A 15,707-nucleotide genomic window follows, 5' to 3' on the forward strand; every position below is an offset into this window, starting at 1 on the left:
ATTTTAAGTCATTTTAACGGGAGAGGTTGAACGAAATGGGGTAGTTTTGGTCAAAATGAAAAGAAGCCTTTACAGCCATGAGAACGAAGAAATTAATTGTGTTTTCTGCCTTGCTGGCAATGCTCAGTTGGAGCAATGCCTTTGCGGATGTGGAATTTTTTCTGGAAACGCCCATCGGGGGGCGGCTAACCGTTATGGTTAATGATCAGTCCATTACCAACGCAACGGGACGCTATCGCTTTTTTGATCTGGATCCCGGACGAGCTCAGGTTACGGTTTATCAGGGCCGAAACGTAATGTTTCGGCAGGTCGTAATGCTGAATCCTGAAACCCGGACGATGGCAATTTTACACCCGCAGTACGGCTTTCGAATTCAGAAAACGATACCCGTCCATACGGGCGAAATGAACCGTTCCTACCAGTATCAACCTCAACAGGAGCCGGATCAGATGCGGCAGCTACCAGATGAAAATGTGAATCCAAACGCGAATCGGTTAATGCCAGGAAGTAAGCCCACGGAAGAAACTATGAAGCAGAATCGTTCCCAGGAAATGCCAGCTAAGTCTGACGAGGTAATGACTGCCGATCAACTGGAGCAATACCTCAAAGCGATCCAGCGAACTGCGAAGGAAAAGCGGCTGGATTTTATGAAGCAAACGCTGGCAAAACAGGTATTCAATGTGCAGCAGTTAACCGAGATCATTAAGCAGTTTGATACTCCAAAAGAGAGGCTGGAAGTAGCTAAACTGGGCTGGGATTCAGTAGTTGATCGTTCTAATTTCGAAATTATTTACGATCAGTTCTCCTTCGATTCAGATCAGAAAGAGTTAAGGGCTTACTGTGAAGGCATGTAGCGAGTCGTAACGTTTGGCCATCTTTTCGCTGTTTCGCTGCCAGTTATGTTTAGTTGATTTGGGGTTTGAAGAAGGGTAGTGCAGCCAGCGGAAAAGCTGGCAGCGGAGCAGAGAAAGTTTGACAACCCATTAATCTCAGGAATGCTGTTAAGTTTCGCTGGCAGCAGTGTTTAGTGGGCATGTAGGTTATCAAAAGGGTAGTGCTGGCAGCGGAGTAGAGAAAGTTTGGCAACCCATTGATTTCAGGAATGCCGTTAAGTTTCGCTGCCAGCCATATCTACAGGAGAGGTAAGGAATAGGTTGGATAAGTCCTACCTATCGAACAATTCAATCTGTATCCAACCGCTCAAACTAGGCTTATCCTTCTCAAACAAATCAAACTTACTCAGACCAAACTACTTGTACACACCGTCAGGATTGACGTTTTTTGTAAGAAGTTGTCATTATTAAAAAGACGGTTCCTTGTATATTCTTCGCATTGATTGTCCTGACGAAAAAGGACTGGTTCATAAAGTTTCCGGGGTGTTGTACCACCACGAGCTGAATTTGATTCGTAACGACGAATTCGTAGATCGTACGCACGGCCATTTTTACATGCGTACGGAATTCTCTGGTGAGTGCCAGGAAGAGAAAATTATGAATGCCTTAGGAGGCATTTTGCCTGATTCGGTAACCATTTCTCTGAATACCAATCGTCCGAAAGACGTGGTTATACTCGCTACTAAGGAGCACCACTGTCTAAGTGATTTGTTAATACGGAATGCGTATAAAGATTTGAATTTCAACATTCTGGCGGTAGTGGCCAATCACGATGTGTTGCGACCGCTGGTCGAGAAATTCAACCTACCTTTCCATCTGATTTCGCACGAAGGCCTCTCGCGGGAAGAGCACGAAGCCGCCGTCTTATCCGTGCTGGGAACCTATCCGGCTGATTATGTGGTATTAGCAAAATACATGCGAATTCTTTCCCCTGAATTCCAGCAGCACTTTGCGAATCGGATGGTTAATATTCACCATTCGTTTTTGCCCGCGTTTGTAGGAGCCAATCCATACCGGCAGGCTTTTGAGCGGGGCGTTAAAATCATTGGAGCCACCGCACACTTTGTTAATGAGCATTTGGATGAAGGCCCCATCATTACCCAGGAAGTGATTCCGGTTAATCACACCAAAACTTGGCAGGAACTAGCCGCAGCGGGCCGTGATGTGGAGAAAATGGCGTTGGCAAAAGCCCTTAAGCTCGTCTTCGAGGATCGGGTTTTTGTGAAGAATAATAAGACAGTTGTATTTGAATAAGGACTTCCCATGACGATTGATTTGCGTTCCGATACCCTTACCCGTCCTACGAAAGAGATGCTGGAAACCATGTTTGCGGCTCCGGTAGGGGATGATGTTTTTCAGGATGACCCAACGGTGAATGCTTTGGAAGAAAAAGCCGCCCGACTTTTTGGTTACGAGGCGGCTTTGTTCTGTCCTTCCGGCACCATGACCAACCAGATTGCTATTAAAGTACATACCACGCCGGGTGACGAAGTGATCTGTGATGCTCTGTCGCACATTTATCTGTACGAAGGGGGTGGAATGATGAGTAATTCGTTGGTTTCGGCAACTTTATTAACGGGCGATTACGGCAGAATTAATGCCGAACAAGTCCGCGATAGCATCAAAGCGGATGATATTCACGCTCCCATTTCCCGGTTGGTTTCGCTGGAAAATACGGTAAATAAAGGTGGGGGATGTTTTTACGACCTTACCGAAATTCAGCGGATTAAGACGGTTTGTGTAGAAAATGGCTTAAGCCTGCATTTAGACGGTGCTCGTCTTTTTAACGCCTTGATAGAAACGGGGGAGAGTCCGGCTCAGTACGGCGAAGTATTTGATTCGATTTCGATTTGTCTGTCCAAAGGCCTGGGTTGTCCAGTAGGTTCGCTGCTATTAGGGACCAAAGAGTTTATTAAGAAGTCTCGTCGGGTGCGGAAACGCTTTGGCGGTGGCTGGCGACAGGCAGGTTACCTCGCCGCAGCCGGAATCTACGCTCTAGATCATCACGTGAATCGGCTAAAAGAAGATCATCAGCGGGCCAAAGTTATCGAAGGAATGGTCCGCCGCGTACCCGAGGTAGTTGAGGTATTACCCGTTCATACCAACATAGTTATCTTCCAGTTGGCCGAAGGTTTACTGGCTACTGATTACGTGCAGAAACTGAACGAAAAAGGCATTCGCTGTGCTGTATTCGGAAAAGATAAAGTTCGCATGGTTACTCACTTGGATTTGCATGATGATCACTTGGAGGAGTTGGAACGGCGGTTGGTTGTGAGTTGATGGATACGAGTTGTTAGAAAGCTTAGCTCTTTTCCCATGGCTGGTGTCTCACCAGCCATTTTTTGTGGAAGTTAGGTAGGGTTTTTCATGAGAAGGAATGATGGTTGGTGAGGACACCAACCATGGCGGTAGATTAACGTATTTTCCCATGGCTGGTGTCCCCACCAGCCATTTTAGTGGAAGTTAGGTAGGGTTTTTCATGAGAAAGAGTGAGGGTTGGTGAGGACACCAACCATGCAGGTTAGCGTATTTCCCATGGCTGGTGTCCCCACCAGCCATTTTAGTGGAAGTTAAATAAGGCTTGTTATGAGAAGGAATGATGGCTGGTGAGTACACCAACCATGGCGGTAGATTAACGTATTTTCCCATGGCTGGTGTCCCCACCAGCCATTTTAGTGGAAGTTAAATAAGGCTTGTTATGAGAAGGAATGATGGTTGGTGAGGACACCAACCATGGCGGCAGGTTAACGTGTTTACCATGGCTGGTGTCCTCACCAGCCATTTTTATGTAAGTACCGTTTGATAACTATCAGATTGAGAGAAAAGTACTAATAGATAATGTCAATATATTGAGAAGTTAATCAGTGCAACCTTATTATGACCATAAATAGTAGCAGTTCAGTCACAGAGAAGAGAATATCAAAAATGTACTTAAATGAGGTATATTTCTGGACAGCAAGTATTGTAGGATGGAAGCATCTTCTAAAGCCAGATAAGTATAAAGAATTAATAATTAGTAGTTTAACAAATTTAATTCTTCGCAGAAAAATCAAAGTTTATGGATTTGTAATCATGCCTAATCATGTGCATCTAGTATGGGAAATGTTAGATATGAATGGGAAAGAATTACCCAACACTAGTTTTATGAAATGGACTGCCCATCAACTTCAGGCAGATCTAAGGATTAATCATCCAGTAGTTTTAGAAAGATTTTCTGTCGAAAAAAAAGATAGATGTTATCAATTTTGGCAGAGAGATCCTTTAGCTGTAAATATGTATAGTAGGACTGTATGTGAACAAAAGCTTCAGTATATTCATTTAAATCCCTTACAAGCACATTGGAACCTCTCGAAGCATCCAGAGGAGTATAGCTGGTCTTCAGCTAATTACTATGAAAAAGGAATAGATCGTTGGGGAATGTTGACTCATTATATGGACCGCTTTTGAATGCAAATGGCTGGTGGAGAAACCTGCTATGAAGGGAGCAAAGTTGAAAAGTCAAAATAACCTGCTGAACTAAATTCATTTTCAATAATCAATAGCTAACTATCCAACTGTCATCCAGATTGAAGCGAAGGACCTTGCTTAGAGTTCAAAAAAGGTTTCGGTTTTTCATCAAGCAAATTCCAAACGCCCAGTAAGTTCTCTCTCTTCGTTCGAGATGCCAGAGAAGAGAAAATCTATTTTGCAGTCGTTTGGCAGAGCCGAGCGACTGCAAAAAAAGACAGTTTCCCCTCATTCACTTGGCAGAACCAAGTGAATGAGGGGAAACTGGTAAGCATCCGTGAAAACTTTCCTAAAGTTGAATAGATAAACCTACACCAACTCCAAAGGAAACTTCCGCTGCCGTTTTCCCGTCAGGTTAAACAGTGCATTGGCTAGAGCGGGAGCGATGGGCGGTAAGCCGGGTTCGCCCACGCCGCCGGGGGCTTCCTGATTTTCAATGATATGTACTTGCATCTGCGGAATTTCGTTGATTCGAAGTACCGGGTAATTATGGAAATTACTCTGCTGGACGGCTCCGTTGGCAAAGACGATGGGGCTTTTTAAAGCTGCCGTTAGACCATACACTACGTTACTTTCAGTCTGAGCCTTGATGTTATCCGGGTTAACCGTCATACCGCAGTCGATCACCGATACTACTTTCTCAATCTTGATTCCATCCGCCGTTTTTGCCACCGTAAACACGTGGGCACAAATGGTGCTGAACGAACGGGCAATAGCCATGCCGCGAGCTTTACCCGAAGGCAACTGTTCGCGATATCCCGACTTTTCGGCCACCGTCTCCAGAACTTTCACGAAACGGGGCGAGTCTTTAAATAACTCCAGTCGCAGGTCCAGCGGATCTTTCCCAGCGGCGTGAGCCAACTCATCTACAAACGATTCATGACCGAATACATTGGTAGACGCATACACCGAACGCCACCAGAGAATGGGTAAATCCGTGGAGGCATTCAGATAACTCCGGCGGATGTTGGGAATAGCCATCGGGCTGTCCTTGGCTCCAACGCCTTCTTCCGCCCAGCCATCGGCCTTACCCGTGATGTTTGCTTTGAAAACCTGTTTTTGAATAGACTCAGAGATGATCTTATGGTGCAGGGCCGTTACTTGGCCGTTTGCATCAATGCCGCCTTCCAGCACGCTCAGCATGGCCGGACGGTAAGGTCCCTGGGTCATGTCGTCTTCCCGCGTCCAGATAAGTTTTACCGGAGCTTTCGCCTGTTTGGATAAATAAGCAGCTTCTTTCACAAAGTCCAGATACGCTTTCCGGCCAAAGGCTCCACCCAGGAAAGTTACGTTGACCTTCACCTGTTCAGGTTTCAGGCCGAGGTACTGGGAAAGTTCACCAATGGTTCCGTCCGGTCCCTGCACGGGAGCCCAGATTTCCACGGAATCATCCTTTACCCAAACTGTAGCATTCACGGGTTCCATCGCGGCGTGAGCCGCGAAGGGGGTTTCATAAGTCGCCTGAATTTTCTTAGGTGCTTCCCCGTAAGCCTTCGCAAAATCGCCCTGATTTCCTTCAAAATCATGCCCGTCCTGTTTCGCCAGTTCGTGCATCTGGGCGGAAAATTTCTCGGTTGATAATACGTTGTTGTCAACCGCAGCCCATTTGATTTTTAGTTTCTTACGTCCCTGCAAAGCCGCCCAGTAACTAGTAGCTAATACGGCTACCGTTTCTACCGTCTTATGAGGCATGGCCCGCTCGGCTTTTAATACTTTCTTCACGCCGGGTACTTTCAGAGCGGCGGCTCCATCAAACGATTCCACTTTTCCGTGGATGGCAGGACAACGTTCGATACTGGCGTATAGCATGCCCGGTAGGTCCACGTCAATCCCGAATTCAGCCGTTCCTGTGACCTTCAACGGCACGTCGGGTTTCGGCATGCTTTTACCGAGTAGTTTGAAATCTTTTGGGTCTTTCAGTTTCGGATTTTTAGGAACGTCCAGTTTGGAAGCATCCCCTACCAGTTCGGCATAAGTAAAAGATTTGCCGGAAGGCTTATGAAACACCTTTGCCTCCTTCGCGTAGCATTCTTCGGGCGAAACCTGCCATTTGTTGGCAGCGGCTTGAATGAGCATTTCCTTGACCGCCGCACCAGCTTTCCGCATGGGTAACCAACGCGTACGAACCGACGAACTGCCGCCCGAAAGCTGCGAACCGTATTTACCCTGCCCATTGGTCTGGCTGATGTGAATCTGATCCATGGAAACTTCCAGTTCTTCTGCCACCAAAGCGGGCATCGACTGATACGTTCCCTGGCCCATGTCGGGGCGTGGATTCAGAATGGTAATTTTTCCGGTATCGTCAATAAGGATATACGGACTGAATTCCAGACCTAACGTCGTCTGGGGGATTTTATGGAGGACAACGTCCTCAGAATGAGCCGGAATTGAAAACCCCAGAGCCAGGAGCACACTGGCCGAGCCTCCGGTTTTAAGAAAATTCCGACGATTGATTGCTAATGATTTCATTGCCTGAAGCGTAAGGGTGGAACGAGCGATTATTTTTCCAGACTAGCCGTCTTTTTACTGGTAGGAACCGTCGTGTTTTGAACGCTTTCCGCCGCCCGGTGAATGGCTTTCCGAACCCGCTGATAGGTGCCGCAACGGCAAATGTTACCCTGCATGTACAGGTCAATGTCTTCGTCGGTGGGTTTGGGCTTTTCTTTTAATAAAGCTACCGCACTCATAATCTGGCCCGACTGGCAATAACCGCATTGGGTTACCTGCTCATCAATCCAGGCTTGCTGAACGGCGTGTAAATGATCGGGGGTACCGATGCCTTCAATGGTGGTAATTTTCTGACCTTTTACTACCGAAACGGGAGTGGAGCAGGAGCGAATGGGGGTACCGTTCAGGTGAACTGTACAAGCTCCGCACTGAGCCATACCGCAACCAAATTTGGTGCCTTTCAGACCTACAAAATCGCGAATAGCCCAGAGAAGTGGCATCTCAGGATCGACGTCAATGGTATAAGCTTTACCATTGACCGTAAGTTTCGTTTGTGCCATAATGAATTAGATAGTAGGGGATTAGCTCGCAGTGATAAATCAAAGATAAGTAATATTTCAGGGATCGGCACCTAGTAAGGGAGGGTGTTTGATTTTCATAAGTTTGAGAAGGGTGCAGGAGGTTCGAAAGCGTTAGATGGTGTTTGAGGAGGTTTGAAATGCCTTAATAACCCCAGCGTGGTTAACTTCATTAGTAGTTTGGATGGACCCGGTCTGGATGGAGCCATTCTAGGTAAGTCCGGGTACTAACCTAGGTGGTACGATCAAACTCGATGATTTAGCAACTTTCTTCCAATAGCTCATGTTGCCAGCAAAAAAGCTGGCAACGGCAGGGCTACCACCTGCTTTAAATCCCAGCGTGGTTAACCTCGTTAGTAGTCCTGGTCTGGAGGGATTCAGGTGATAACCCGGGGCGTGTGGGGCTTTCGCTAACCTATTTAAACGTCCTCAAACTCAATCAAACTTCTCAAACTTTATCCAACTAGACCAAACGCTCACACAAGTAGCCGAAATCGGGAAACTAGTCGCAAATGCTTGAGAGATTGCTAAAGAGTTAGTGATTTTTGTGAGTTTGATTTCCATTAGTTCATCAACAAATATGAAAAAACGTAACGTTCTGGTACTGGGCCTGGCGGCCTTGAGTGCGGCGGCTTTCGTAGCAAAACCCGTGGATGACCCCAAGCGTAAAGGCCTGGACATTTCCGGTATGGATCAGTCGGTTAGCCCTCGTGAAGATTTCTTCCTCTATGCCAATGGCACCTGGCTGAAGAATACGGAAATTCCGGCTTCAGAAACGGGTTGGGGTTCGTTCAACATCCTGCGGGACGAAAACAATAAGCACATTCACGAAATTCTGGAAGCCGCAGCAAAAAGCAAAGCTGCCAAAGGAAGCATCGAGCAACGCGTAGGAGATTTCTACGCCTCGGGCATGGACACCGTAGCCATCGAAAAGCGTGGATACGAACCCATTAAGGCGACACTGGTAGCGATTGACAAGATCAAAAACTACAAAGATTTACTAGCCTATTCAGCTACGCATCCGCTCGAAGGTGGAGGAACGTTCCTGGGCATTGGCGTTGGAGCTGATGCTAAAAATCCCGATGCGTACATCGTGAGTATGCGTCAAACCGGAACAGGCTTACCTGAGAAGGATTATTATACCAAGGACGACGCGGCGACGCAGAAAGTGCGGGCAGCCTACAAAAAATACATTGCGACGCTCTTTACCTTAACCGGAACGGAAGCTTCCGCGGCTCAGAAAACGGCGGATGATATTCTGGCTCTGGAAACAAAAATTGCGGCTTCTCACCTGGGACGCATCGAAATGCGGAATCCCATTGCTCAGTATAATAAGTTTGCAACGAAAGATTTTGCCGCAAAAATCCCGAATCTGGATTTACCGATGGTATTAACCAAACTGCGAATGAAGACCGATACCATCATCGTAGGTCAGCCGAAGTATTACGAATACCTGAACACCATGTTACCCGCTGAAAACATCGAAACGCTGAAAGCGAAGATGAAGTTTTCGGTCATCAGTTCAGCAGCTTCGAATTTGAGTAGTCCTTTCGTGAATGCCAGTTTTGAATACGTAGGTAAAACCCTGAATGGCCAGAAAGTACAACAGGATCGTTGGAAACGCCTTTCAAGCCAGACCGACGGGATGTTAGGAGACTTATTGGGGCAGTTATACGTTGCCAAATATTTCAAGCCCGAATCCAAGAAACGGATGGACGAGCTGGTAGCCAATCTCCAGAAAGTATTCGAAACGCGTATCAATGCTCTGGAATGGATGACGGCGGAAACCAAGCAGGAAGCCCTCAAGAAGTTACATTCCTTCACGCCTAAAATTGGTTATCCTACGAAATGGAAAAACTACGAAGGCGTAACGGTGAAGCGGGATGATTACTTCGGTAACATCAAGGCTCTGAGTAAATGGCGTTACGACGAAATGATCAATCGTCTGGGAAAACCCGTGGATAAAACGGAGTGGGGCATGACGCCACCCACGGTTAACGCCTATTACAGCCCCGTTCGGAACGAAATCGCTTTCCCCGCTGGAATTCTGCAATGGCCTTTCTTTGATCCTACAGCGGATGATGCCTTTAATTATGGGGCTATCGGAGCTGTAATTGGTCACGAAATGACGCACGGGTTCGACGATCAGGGCCGCCAGTATAACTACATGGGTATGCTGAAAAACTGGTGGAAAAAAGAAGACGCCGATCAGTTCAAGCAACGGGCTCAGTTGGTAATCGATCAGTTCGATGGCTATACTGTTCTCGATAACCTGCACGTGAAGGGGCAGTTAACGCTGGGCGAAAATCTGGCGGATTTGGGTGGTTTGTCTGTTTCTTATGCAGCCTTCAAAACCTACACGAAGCAGGGTAAATCCAACGAAAAAATTGACGGTTTTACGCCCGATCAGCGGTTCTTTCTGGCTTTTGCTCAGATCTGGCGTACAAAAACGCGGGATGAAGCTCTGCGTTTACGCGTCAATACCGATCCACACTCCCCCGGCGAGTTCCGTACCAATGGCCCCTTGTCCAACTTTGAGCCTTTTTACGAAGCGTTCGGCGTGAAACCTGGTGATAAAATGTATCGTCCAGAAGATATTCGGGCGAAAATCTGGTAATAGAGGGAGATGCTAATGTAAAAAAGGGAGCTGGTATCAGCTCCCTTTTTTGCTAGGGAATAACTACTTCCGGGTGCTGTCTGGTGTAATGGGTAGCACGCGGTCAATCGTTTTTTTACGATTCCAGGGAGCCGTCGTTCGGCGGGCCATGTCTATGGTAATCGCAATGACGATTAAGGTAAAGACAAGTAAGCCAATGAAGAATATTTTTTTCTGACGATTCATAGCGTATGCCACCCCGGAAATAAGTGCGAGGAGCCGAGCAAAGGTACGGCTGACCGAAAAAATGTACTTTCTTTTCGAAGAGAATTCGTGGAAATTTTAAGCATCGCCGTCGCTTTTTAGGGATTCGTTAACGTTTGAATCTAAAAAATATTTTACCGCTGTATTATTTTTTCAAGAAGAAACGCATAGTTTTATCCCAGATAAACTGCCGAATCCCTTAACTGAAACAGCAAGGCCCGTTCCATTGGACGGGCCTTGTGCTTACTAGAGGATCAATAATCAAAACCTGCTAATTTTTCCGGGGAATCATAGAAAAGTAATTTTCCCGTTCGGTTAGAAACCTCGGCCCAGGTCAGGTTTTCAAAAGAAATGGCAATGATACTACACGTCGGAACCGTGCCCAGAATTTCATGGCAGAGGTATTCCGACAGATAGGTAATGCTGGGATTATGCCCCACAAGCATGGCCGAATCAATATCCTCTGCAATCTGATTAATCGCCGCCAGATAATACCGGGGTGCTCCCTCGTACAGGTCCTGAATGAACTGTGTTTTTTCGAAAGTAAAGCCCAGTTGCTCGGCAAAAACCTGGGCAGTCATGCGGGTGCGTTCGGCAGGGCTGCTGATTAAGGTCTGAATAACAATCTGTTTTTCAGCCATCACCCGCCCCATCCGGGTCGAGTCAATTAAGCCCTGAGCGGTTAGGGAACGTTGAAAGTCGTAGGCTCCACCTGCCGGTTGTTCGGCTTCGGCGTGACGAACCAGATATAGCGTTTTAGTCATTGGATAAGGTTATACTACTTAATCAAACCTACGATTTTTCTGAAAGAAAGATAAGTTACCCCTACAAATTCATGGCGATTGAACGCAATTTTCCAATAATACCCCGGAAAATGGTTAATTTTGTAAAACGGCTCGAGCAGAGCCGTTTTCCGTTTTCGAATCGAAAGAAAAGAGGGACACAGGCACTGAACCTGTCGATAGATATAGGGTAATCCTATTGATTATGACCAAGATAGAACAAGAAATTGCGAAACGTCGCACCTTCGGGATTATTTCTCACCCCGATGCCGGGAAAACAACGCTTACTGAAAAATTACTGCTTTTCGGGGGAGCCATCCAGACCGCAGGAGCGGTAAAGTCCAATAAAATTAAAAAATCGGCTACCTCCGATTTTATGGAGATTGAGAAGCAACGGGGAATCTCCGTGGCTACTTCGGTGATGACATTCGAGTATAATGACCTTAAAATCAATATTCTCGATACGCCAGGTCACAAAGACTTTGCCGAAGATACCTATCGTACCTTAACGGCGGTCGATTCGGTTATTCTGGTTATTGACTGCGTAAAAGGCGTAGAGGAACAGACCGAACGTTTGATGGAAGTATGCCGGATGCGGAATACGCCGGTAATCATTTTCGTCAATAAGATGGACCGTGAAGGCCAAAATCCTTTCGATCTGCTCGACGAACTGGAACAAAAACTGATGATTAAAGTACGTCCGCTGACCTGGCCTATTAACATTGGCCAGAACTTCAAAGGCGTTTATAATTTGTACGATAAATCACTGAACTTATTCAGTGTAAACAAAACCCGGATCGAACGGGATATTGTGGCGATTGAAGACCTCAATTCTCCTGCTCTGGACAAACAGGTGGGCGAACGCGATGCCAATCAGTTACGCGAGGACGTAGAATTAATCGAAGGTGTTTACGACGAATTTAATGCTGAACCTTACCTGAAAGGCGAAGTAGCTCCGGTGTTCTTCGGTTCGGCGGTGAACAACTTCGGCGTGCAGGAATTGCTGGATACCTTCTGCGAAATAGCCCCGGCTACGCAGGAACGCCAGACGGACGTACGGATTATTGAACCAACGGAGAAGAAATTTACGGGCTTCGTTTTCAAAATTCATGCAAACCTGGACCCTAAACACCGCGACCGAATCGCATTCTTACGCGTATGCTCAGGTACGTTCGAGCGGAACAAGTTTTACCACCACGTTCGGCTCGATAAGGGCGTTCGTTTCTCGAACCCCTATAACTTCATGGCTCAATCGAAAGACGTTATCGACGAGGCTTTCCCGGGCGATGTAGTGGGTCTGTACGATACGGGTAACTTTAAAATCGGTGATACCTTAACGGAAGGAGAAGACTTATTCTTCCAGGGAATTCCAAGTTTCTCCCCCGAGATTTTCAAGGAGTTAATCAATATGGATCCGCTTAAATCCAAGCAATTGGAAAAGGGTATCCAGCAGTTAACGGATGAAGGCGTGGCTCAGTTGTTCATGATTCAGCCCGGTAACCGGAAAGTAGTGGGAACCGTTGGTGAATTACAGTTTGAAGTAATTCAGTACCGTCTGGAGCATGAGTACGGAGCGAAATGTCGCTTTGATAACATGCCCATTTCGAAAGCCTGCTGGATTACCAGCGATAATCCGTTGAAGCTCAGCGAGTACATTCGCCTCAAAGGAACGCAGATTGCTTACGATAAAGACGATCACGCGGTATTCCTGGCTGAATCGGAATGGATGTTGCGGATGAATATCCAGAACAATCCCGATATTAAATTCCATTTGACTTCTGAATTTAAACTGGCCGTCGAAGCGTAAAGTCATCTAAGTACAATTCATATAAAGCTAAAAAGCGGGTACCTGATTCAGGTATCCGCTTTTTTAGTAATGGCTTGATTTATAAAGTCTAAAACTTATTCTGTACTTCAACAGTTAAGTATTTTAATACACTAATTTTAGTGAAGGCGTTGCATGGAAAAGGGAAAATCCCTAATTATGTGGCGGTGTTCAACCTATAAAACAAACTCCAAAAATGAAAAAACTTCATTTACTCGCTTCGGCTGTCGGCCTGATGGCCCTGTCTCTTACCTCTTGTCAGCGTACTCAGTACACGACCTTCCAAAAGTCAAGCACTCCTGCAGTTGAGCACGTAGCCAAGGCTAAAGCTCCTCAGGCTGAGGTGGTTGCCCCTGTGGAAGTAGCTCCTGTAGCTGAAGAAGTAGTGACTCCTTCGTTGGTAGAAGCAGCAAAACCTGTAGAAACGGCTGCTAAAGTAGAAGCTCCTGTGGCGGTTGCTTCCACAAAAACGGGTGTGGTAGCTAATAAGAGAGCTGCAAAACTGATGAACAAAATTGCGTTCAAGAAAGACGAACAAGGTCATGTGAACGTAGTGGCTCAAGCTGGCAAAAAACTGACGGCTGTTGAGAAGTTAGTAGTTAAGAAAGTAAACAAGCAAATCTTAAAGGCTGAAAAAGCTCAGGCAAAAGGTAAAAAGCCATTTTCTGATTGGAATAAATACCTGCGTATCGGGGTAATTATCCTGGCGGCTGCTTTGATTTTGAGTATCATCAGTGCCGCAGCTGTTTGGAGCAGCGGTCTGTGGATTCTGATTTCTCTAGCTTGGGTTGCTGGCTGGATCCTGACGATCTACGGTTTAGGTCTGGAATTAGCCTGGTGGTAAGATCTAACTAGCTTAGAATATTCTAAAACCACAGCCTTCGGGTTGTGGTTTTTTTCGTTAATTCCCCAGCTAGTACTTATAAATTTGGTATATTTCGGCTTTGTCTCTATCCTGTGAAAATGAAAAAACTCTTTACTAACCTGACTTTCTGGGTACTTACTGCGATTACTTTAGGGATTTTGCTCGGGCATTTTTTTCCAGAAGTCGCCTTATACCGAATCATGGAAGAGCCCATTAAGGGGCATTTCATGGGTCAGGAATTAAGTCTGGGCGTAACCATTAGTGAGTTTTTGAGTGGTATATTCATCAGCACTGTCAAGCTCTTTATTAACCCCATTATTTTCCTGACGATTACCCTAGGCATCGTTAGCATGGGGGATTTGAAGAAAGTCGGCAAAGTAGGAGCCAAGGCTCTGATTTACTTTGAAGTTGTCACTACGTTTGCTCTGATCATTGGCGTAGCGTTGGCTCAACTCTTACGCCCCGGTGACGGAGTAGTGACGAATCAGGTAAAAGGCGGAGATATTTCCAGATATACCAATTCAGCCAGTGAATTCAACTGGTGGACCTTTTTTGGTGATAACGTTACCTTGCAAGTACTGGTAGTTGCAATTGTGCTGGGAGCATTGCTGAGTCGTTACTCGGGTCGGGATACAATCGTGAATCTGTTACAAAAAGCCTCCAAATATATTTTCTGGGGATTGCATAAAGTCATGCTGATGGCACCCATCGGGGCTTTTGGCGGAATGGCTTATACCATCGGTAAGTACGGCATTCATACGTTACTTCCCCTGGGCAAACTCATGGTAACGGTCTACCTGACTATGGCCTGTTTCATTTTTGGGGTATTGGGCCTGATCCTGCGTACGTACAAGATCAGCATTTGGCGTTTTTTGAAGTTCATTAAAGAAGAGCTACTGATCGTGTTAGGCACGTCCTCTTCAGAAGCTGCCTTGCCTTCCATCATGGAAAAGCTCGAACGCATGGGCTGCTCGAAACCCGTGGTTGGTCTGGTTGTTCCGGCGGGTTATTCCTTCAACCTGGACGGCACTACGATTTACCTTTCTATGGCGACTATTTTTCTGGCTCAGGTATTTCAGGTGCACCTGACCTGGGAACAGATTCTGACGATTATTGGTATTCTCATGGTGACCTCCAAAGGTGCCGCCGGGGTTACCGGAAGCGGTTTCGTTGTCCTGGCTTCTACCTTAACTGCGGTGAAAGTAATTCCCGTGGAGGGGCTGGCTTTGTTACTGGGCGTAGATCGCTTCATGTCCGAGGCAAGGGCTATTACCAATATTATTGGAAATGGCGTAGCTACGATCTGGATCGCGAATAATGAGAAAGAGTTCAACCGCGAAAAAATGGAGTTAGCTATGCATGTCAGCGAAAAATAAGGTCCGATTTCCCCAAAGCAGCACAGGAAAGGAGGGTTAGAAGAAGGGAGTATTTGTCCGTTGTTCCGCTTTTCACCACCTTTGATGAAATAAGGCATTCCCCACAAACCTGATGTTCATGAAAGCGGAAAAAACCGTTGATTATCACATTAAAACCGTCTGGTACGCCATTAGTCGGATGTATAATACCAACGCTGCCAGGTCGGACATGAGTATGGCCGTTGGATATGTACTGCTGAATATCGATAAAAACGGCACGCCCGCTACTAAAATCGCTCCATTACTGGGATTAGAGCCCCGTTCACTCACCCGGATGCTAAAAACGCTCGAAGAGAAAGGTTGGATTTTTCGAAAAATGGACGAGCACGACAAGCGGGTGGTTAATGTTTTTTTGACGGAAGAAGGAAAACTGAAAAGAGACGTGGCTCGGCAAGGGGTTTTACGTTTCAATTCGGTTGTATATCAACGGATTGGTGAAGAGAAGCTTCAGTTTTTTTTCGAAACCATGAAAGAAATTCAGCGACTCGTTGATGCTGAAAACAACAGCCTTCGGGCCGAGAGTAACTAATTTTC

13 protein-coding genes are annotated in these 15,707 nt (G+C 46.3%); 9 read left to right on the plus strand and 4 right to left on the minus strand.

Features of this window, described 5'->3' with window-relative positions; translation table 11 throughout:
• Window positions 1-77 precede the first annotated feature (77 nt).
• From QE357_RS06470 to QE357_RS06485, 4 genes are all read left to right on the plus strand, one after another.
• A complete protein-coding gene (locus QE357_RS06470; RefSeq protein WP_309706454.1) occupies window positions 78-854 on the plus strand; it encodes a DUF4476 domain-containing protein in 777 nt (258 codons plus the stop codon).
• Between the two features lie 462 nt (window positions 855-1,316).
• Window positions 1,317-2,147 (plus strand): formyltetrahydrofolate deformylase, encoded by an 831-nt coding sequence (purU, locus tag QE357_RS06475; protein WP_307142435.1) that lies wholly within the window; start codon window positions 1,317-1,319, stop codon window positions 2,145-2,147.
• A 9-nt stretch (window positions 2,148-2,156) separates the two neighbouring features.
• The gene (locus QE357_RS06480; RefSeq protein WP_309706455.1) at window positions 2,157-3,173 is read left to right on the plus strand and encodes a GntG family PLP-dependent aldolase; all 1,017 of its coding nucleotides are present in this window, start codon (window positions 2,157-2,159) and stop codon (window positions 3,171-3,173) included.
• A gap of 597 nt (window positions 3,174-3,770) precedes the next feature.
• Window positions 3,771-4,340: a transposase gene (locus QE357_RS06485; protein ID WP_309706456.1), complete on the plus strand. Its 570-nt coding sequence runs from the start codon at window positions 3,771-3,773 to the stop codon at window positions 4,338-4,340.
• A gap of 369 nt (window positions 4,341-4,709) precedes the next feature.
• Here the strand turns inward: QE357_RS06485 and QE357_RS06490 are convergent, their stop codons facing one another.
• Together QE357_RS06490 and QE357_RS06495 are read right to left on the minus strand one after the other, a co-directional pair.
• Window positions 4,710-6,869 carry a molybdopterin cofactor-binding domain-containing protein gene (locus tag QE357_RS06490; protein ID WP_309706457.1) on the minus strand — a complete coding sequence of 720 codons (2,160 nt, stop codon included), beginning with the start codon at window positions 6,867-6,869 and terminating at the stop codon, window positions 4,710-4,712.
• A gap of 29 nt (window positions 6,870-6,898) precedes the next feature.
• Window positions 6,899-7,408, minus strand: coding sequence for a 2Fe-2S iron-sulfur cluster-binding protein (locus tag QE357_RS06495; protein ID WP_309706458.1), 510 nt, complete (start codon window positions 7,406-7,408; stop codon window positions 6,899-6,901).
• A 598-nt stretch (window positions 7,409-8,006) separates the two neighbouring features.
• Between QE357_RS06495 and QE357_RS06500 the strand changes: the two genes are divergently transcribed.
• A complete protein-coding gene (locus tag QE357_RS06500; protein WP_309706459.1) occupies window positions 8,007-10,043 on the plus strand; it encodes a M13 family metallopeptidase in 2,037 nt (678 codons plus the stop codon).
• A 63-nt stretch (window positions 10,044-10,106) separates the two neighbouring features.
• On the opposite strand, the gene QE357_RS06505 is transcribed toward QE357_RS06500, so the two are convergent.
• Both QE357_RS06505 and QE357_RS06510 read right to left on the minus strand, forming a co-directional pair.
• Window positions 10,107-10,268, minus strand: coding sequence for a hypothetical protein (locus QE357_RS06505; RefSeq protein WP_307142441.1), 162 nt, complete (start codon window positions 10,266-10,268; stop codon window positions 10,107-10,109).
• Between the two features lie 272 nt (window positions 10,269-10,540).
• Window positions 10,541-11,050 carry a histidine phosphatase family protein gene (locus tag QE357_RS06510; RefSeq protein ID WP_309706460.1) on the minus strand — a complete coding sequence of 170 codons (510 nt, stop codon included), beginning with the start codon at window positions 11,048-11,050 and terminating at the stop codon, window positions 10,541-10,543.
• A gap of 223 nt (window positions 11,051-11,273) precedes the next feature.
• On the opposite strand from QE357_RS06510, the gene QE357_RS06515 reads away from it, so the two are divergent.
• The 4 genes from QE357_RS06515 (at window position 11,274) to QE357_RS06530 (ending at window position 15,702) form a co-directional block, all read left to right on the plus strand.
• Entirely contained in the window at window positions 11,274-12,875 is a 1,602-nt protein-coding gene (locus QE357_RS06515; RefSeq protein WP_307142443.1) for a peptide chain release factor 3, read from the plus strand.
• Window positions 12,876-13,089: 214 nt separating this feature from the next.
• Window positions 13,090-13,737 carry a hypothetical protein gene (locus tag QE357_RS06520; protein WP_309706461.1) on the plus strand — a complete coding sequence of 216 codons (648 nt, stop codon included), beginning with the start codon at window positions 13,090-13,092 and terminating at the stop codon, window positions 13,735-13,737.
• 119 nt (window positions 13,738-13,856) lie between these two features.
• Window positions 13,857-15,134: a cation:dicarboxylate symporter family transporter gene (locus QE357_RS06525; protein ID WP_307142445.1), complete on the plus strand. Its 1,278-nt coding sequence runs from the start codon at window positions 13,857-13,859 to the stop codon at window positions 15,132-15,134.
• Window positions 15,135-15,252: 118 nt separating this feature from the next.
• The gene (locus QE357_RS06530) at window positions 15,253-15,702 is read left to right on the plus strand and encodes a MarR family winged helix-turn-helix transcriptional regulator (protein ID WP_307142446.1); all 450 of its coding nucleotides are present in this window, start codon (window positions 15,253-15,255) and stop codon (window positions 15,700-15,702) included.
• The last annotated feature ends 5 nt before the right edge of the window (window positions 15,703-15,707 follow it).

This window comes from Siphonobacter sp. SORGH_AS_0500 (assembly GCF_031453245.1).
Lineage (GTDB): Bacteria > Bacteroidota > Bacteroidia > Cytophagales > Spirosomataceae > Siphonobacter.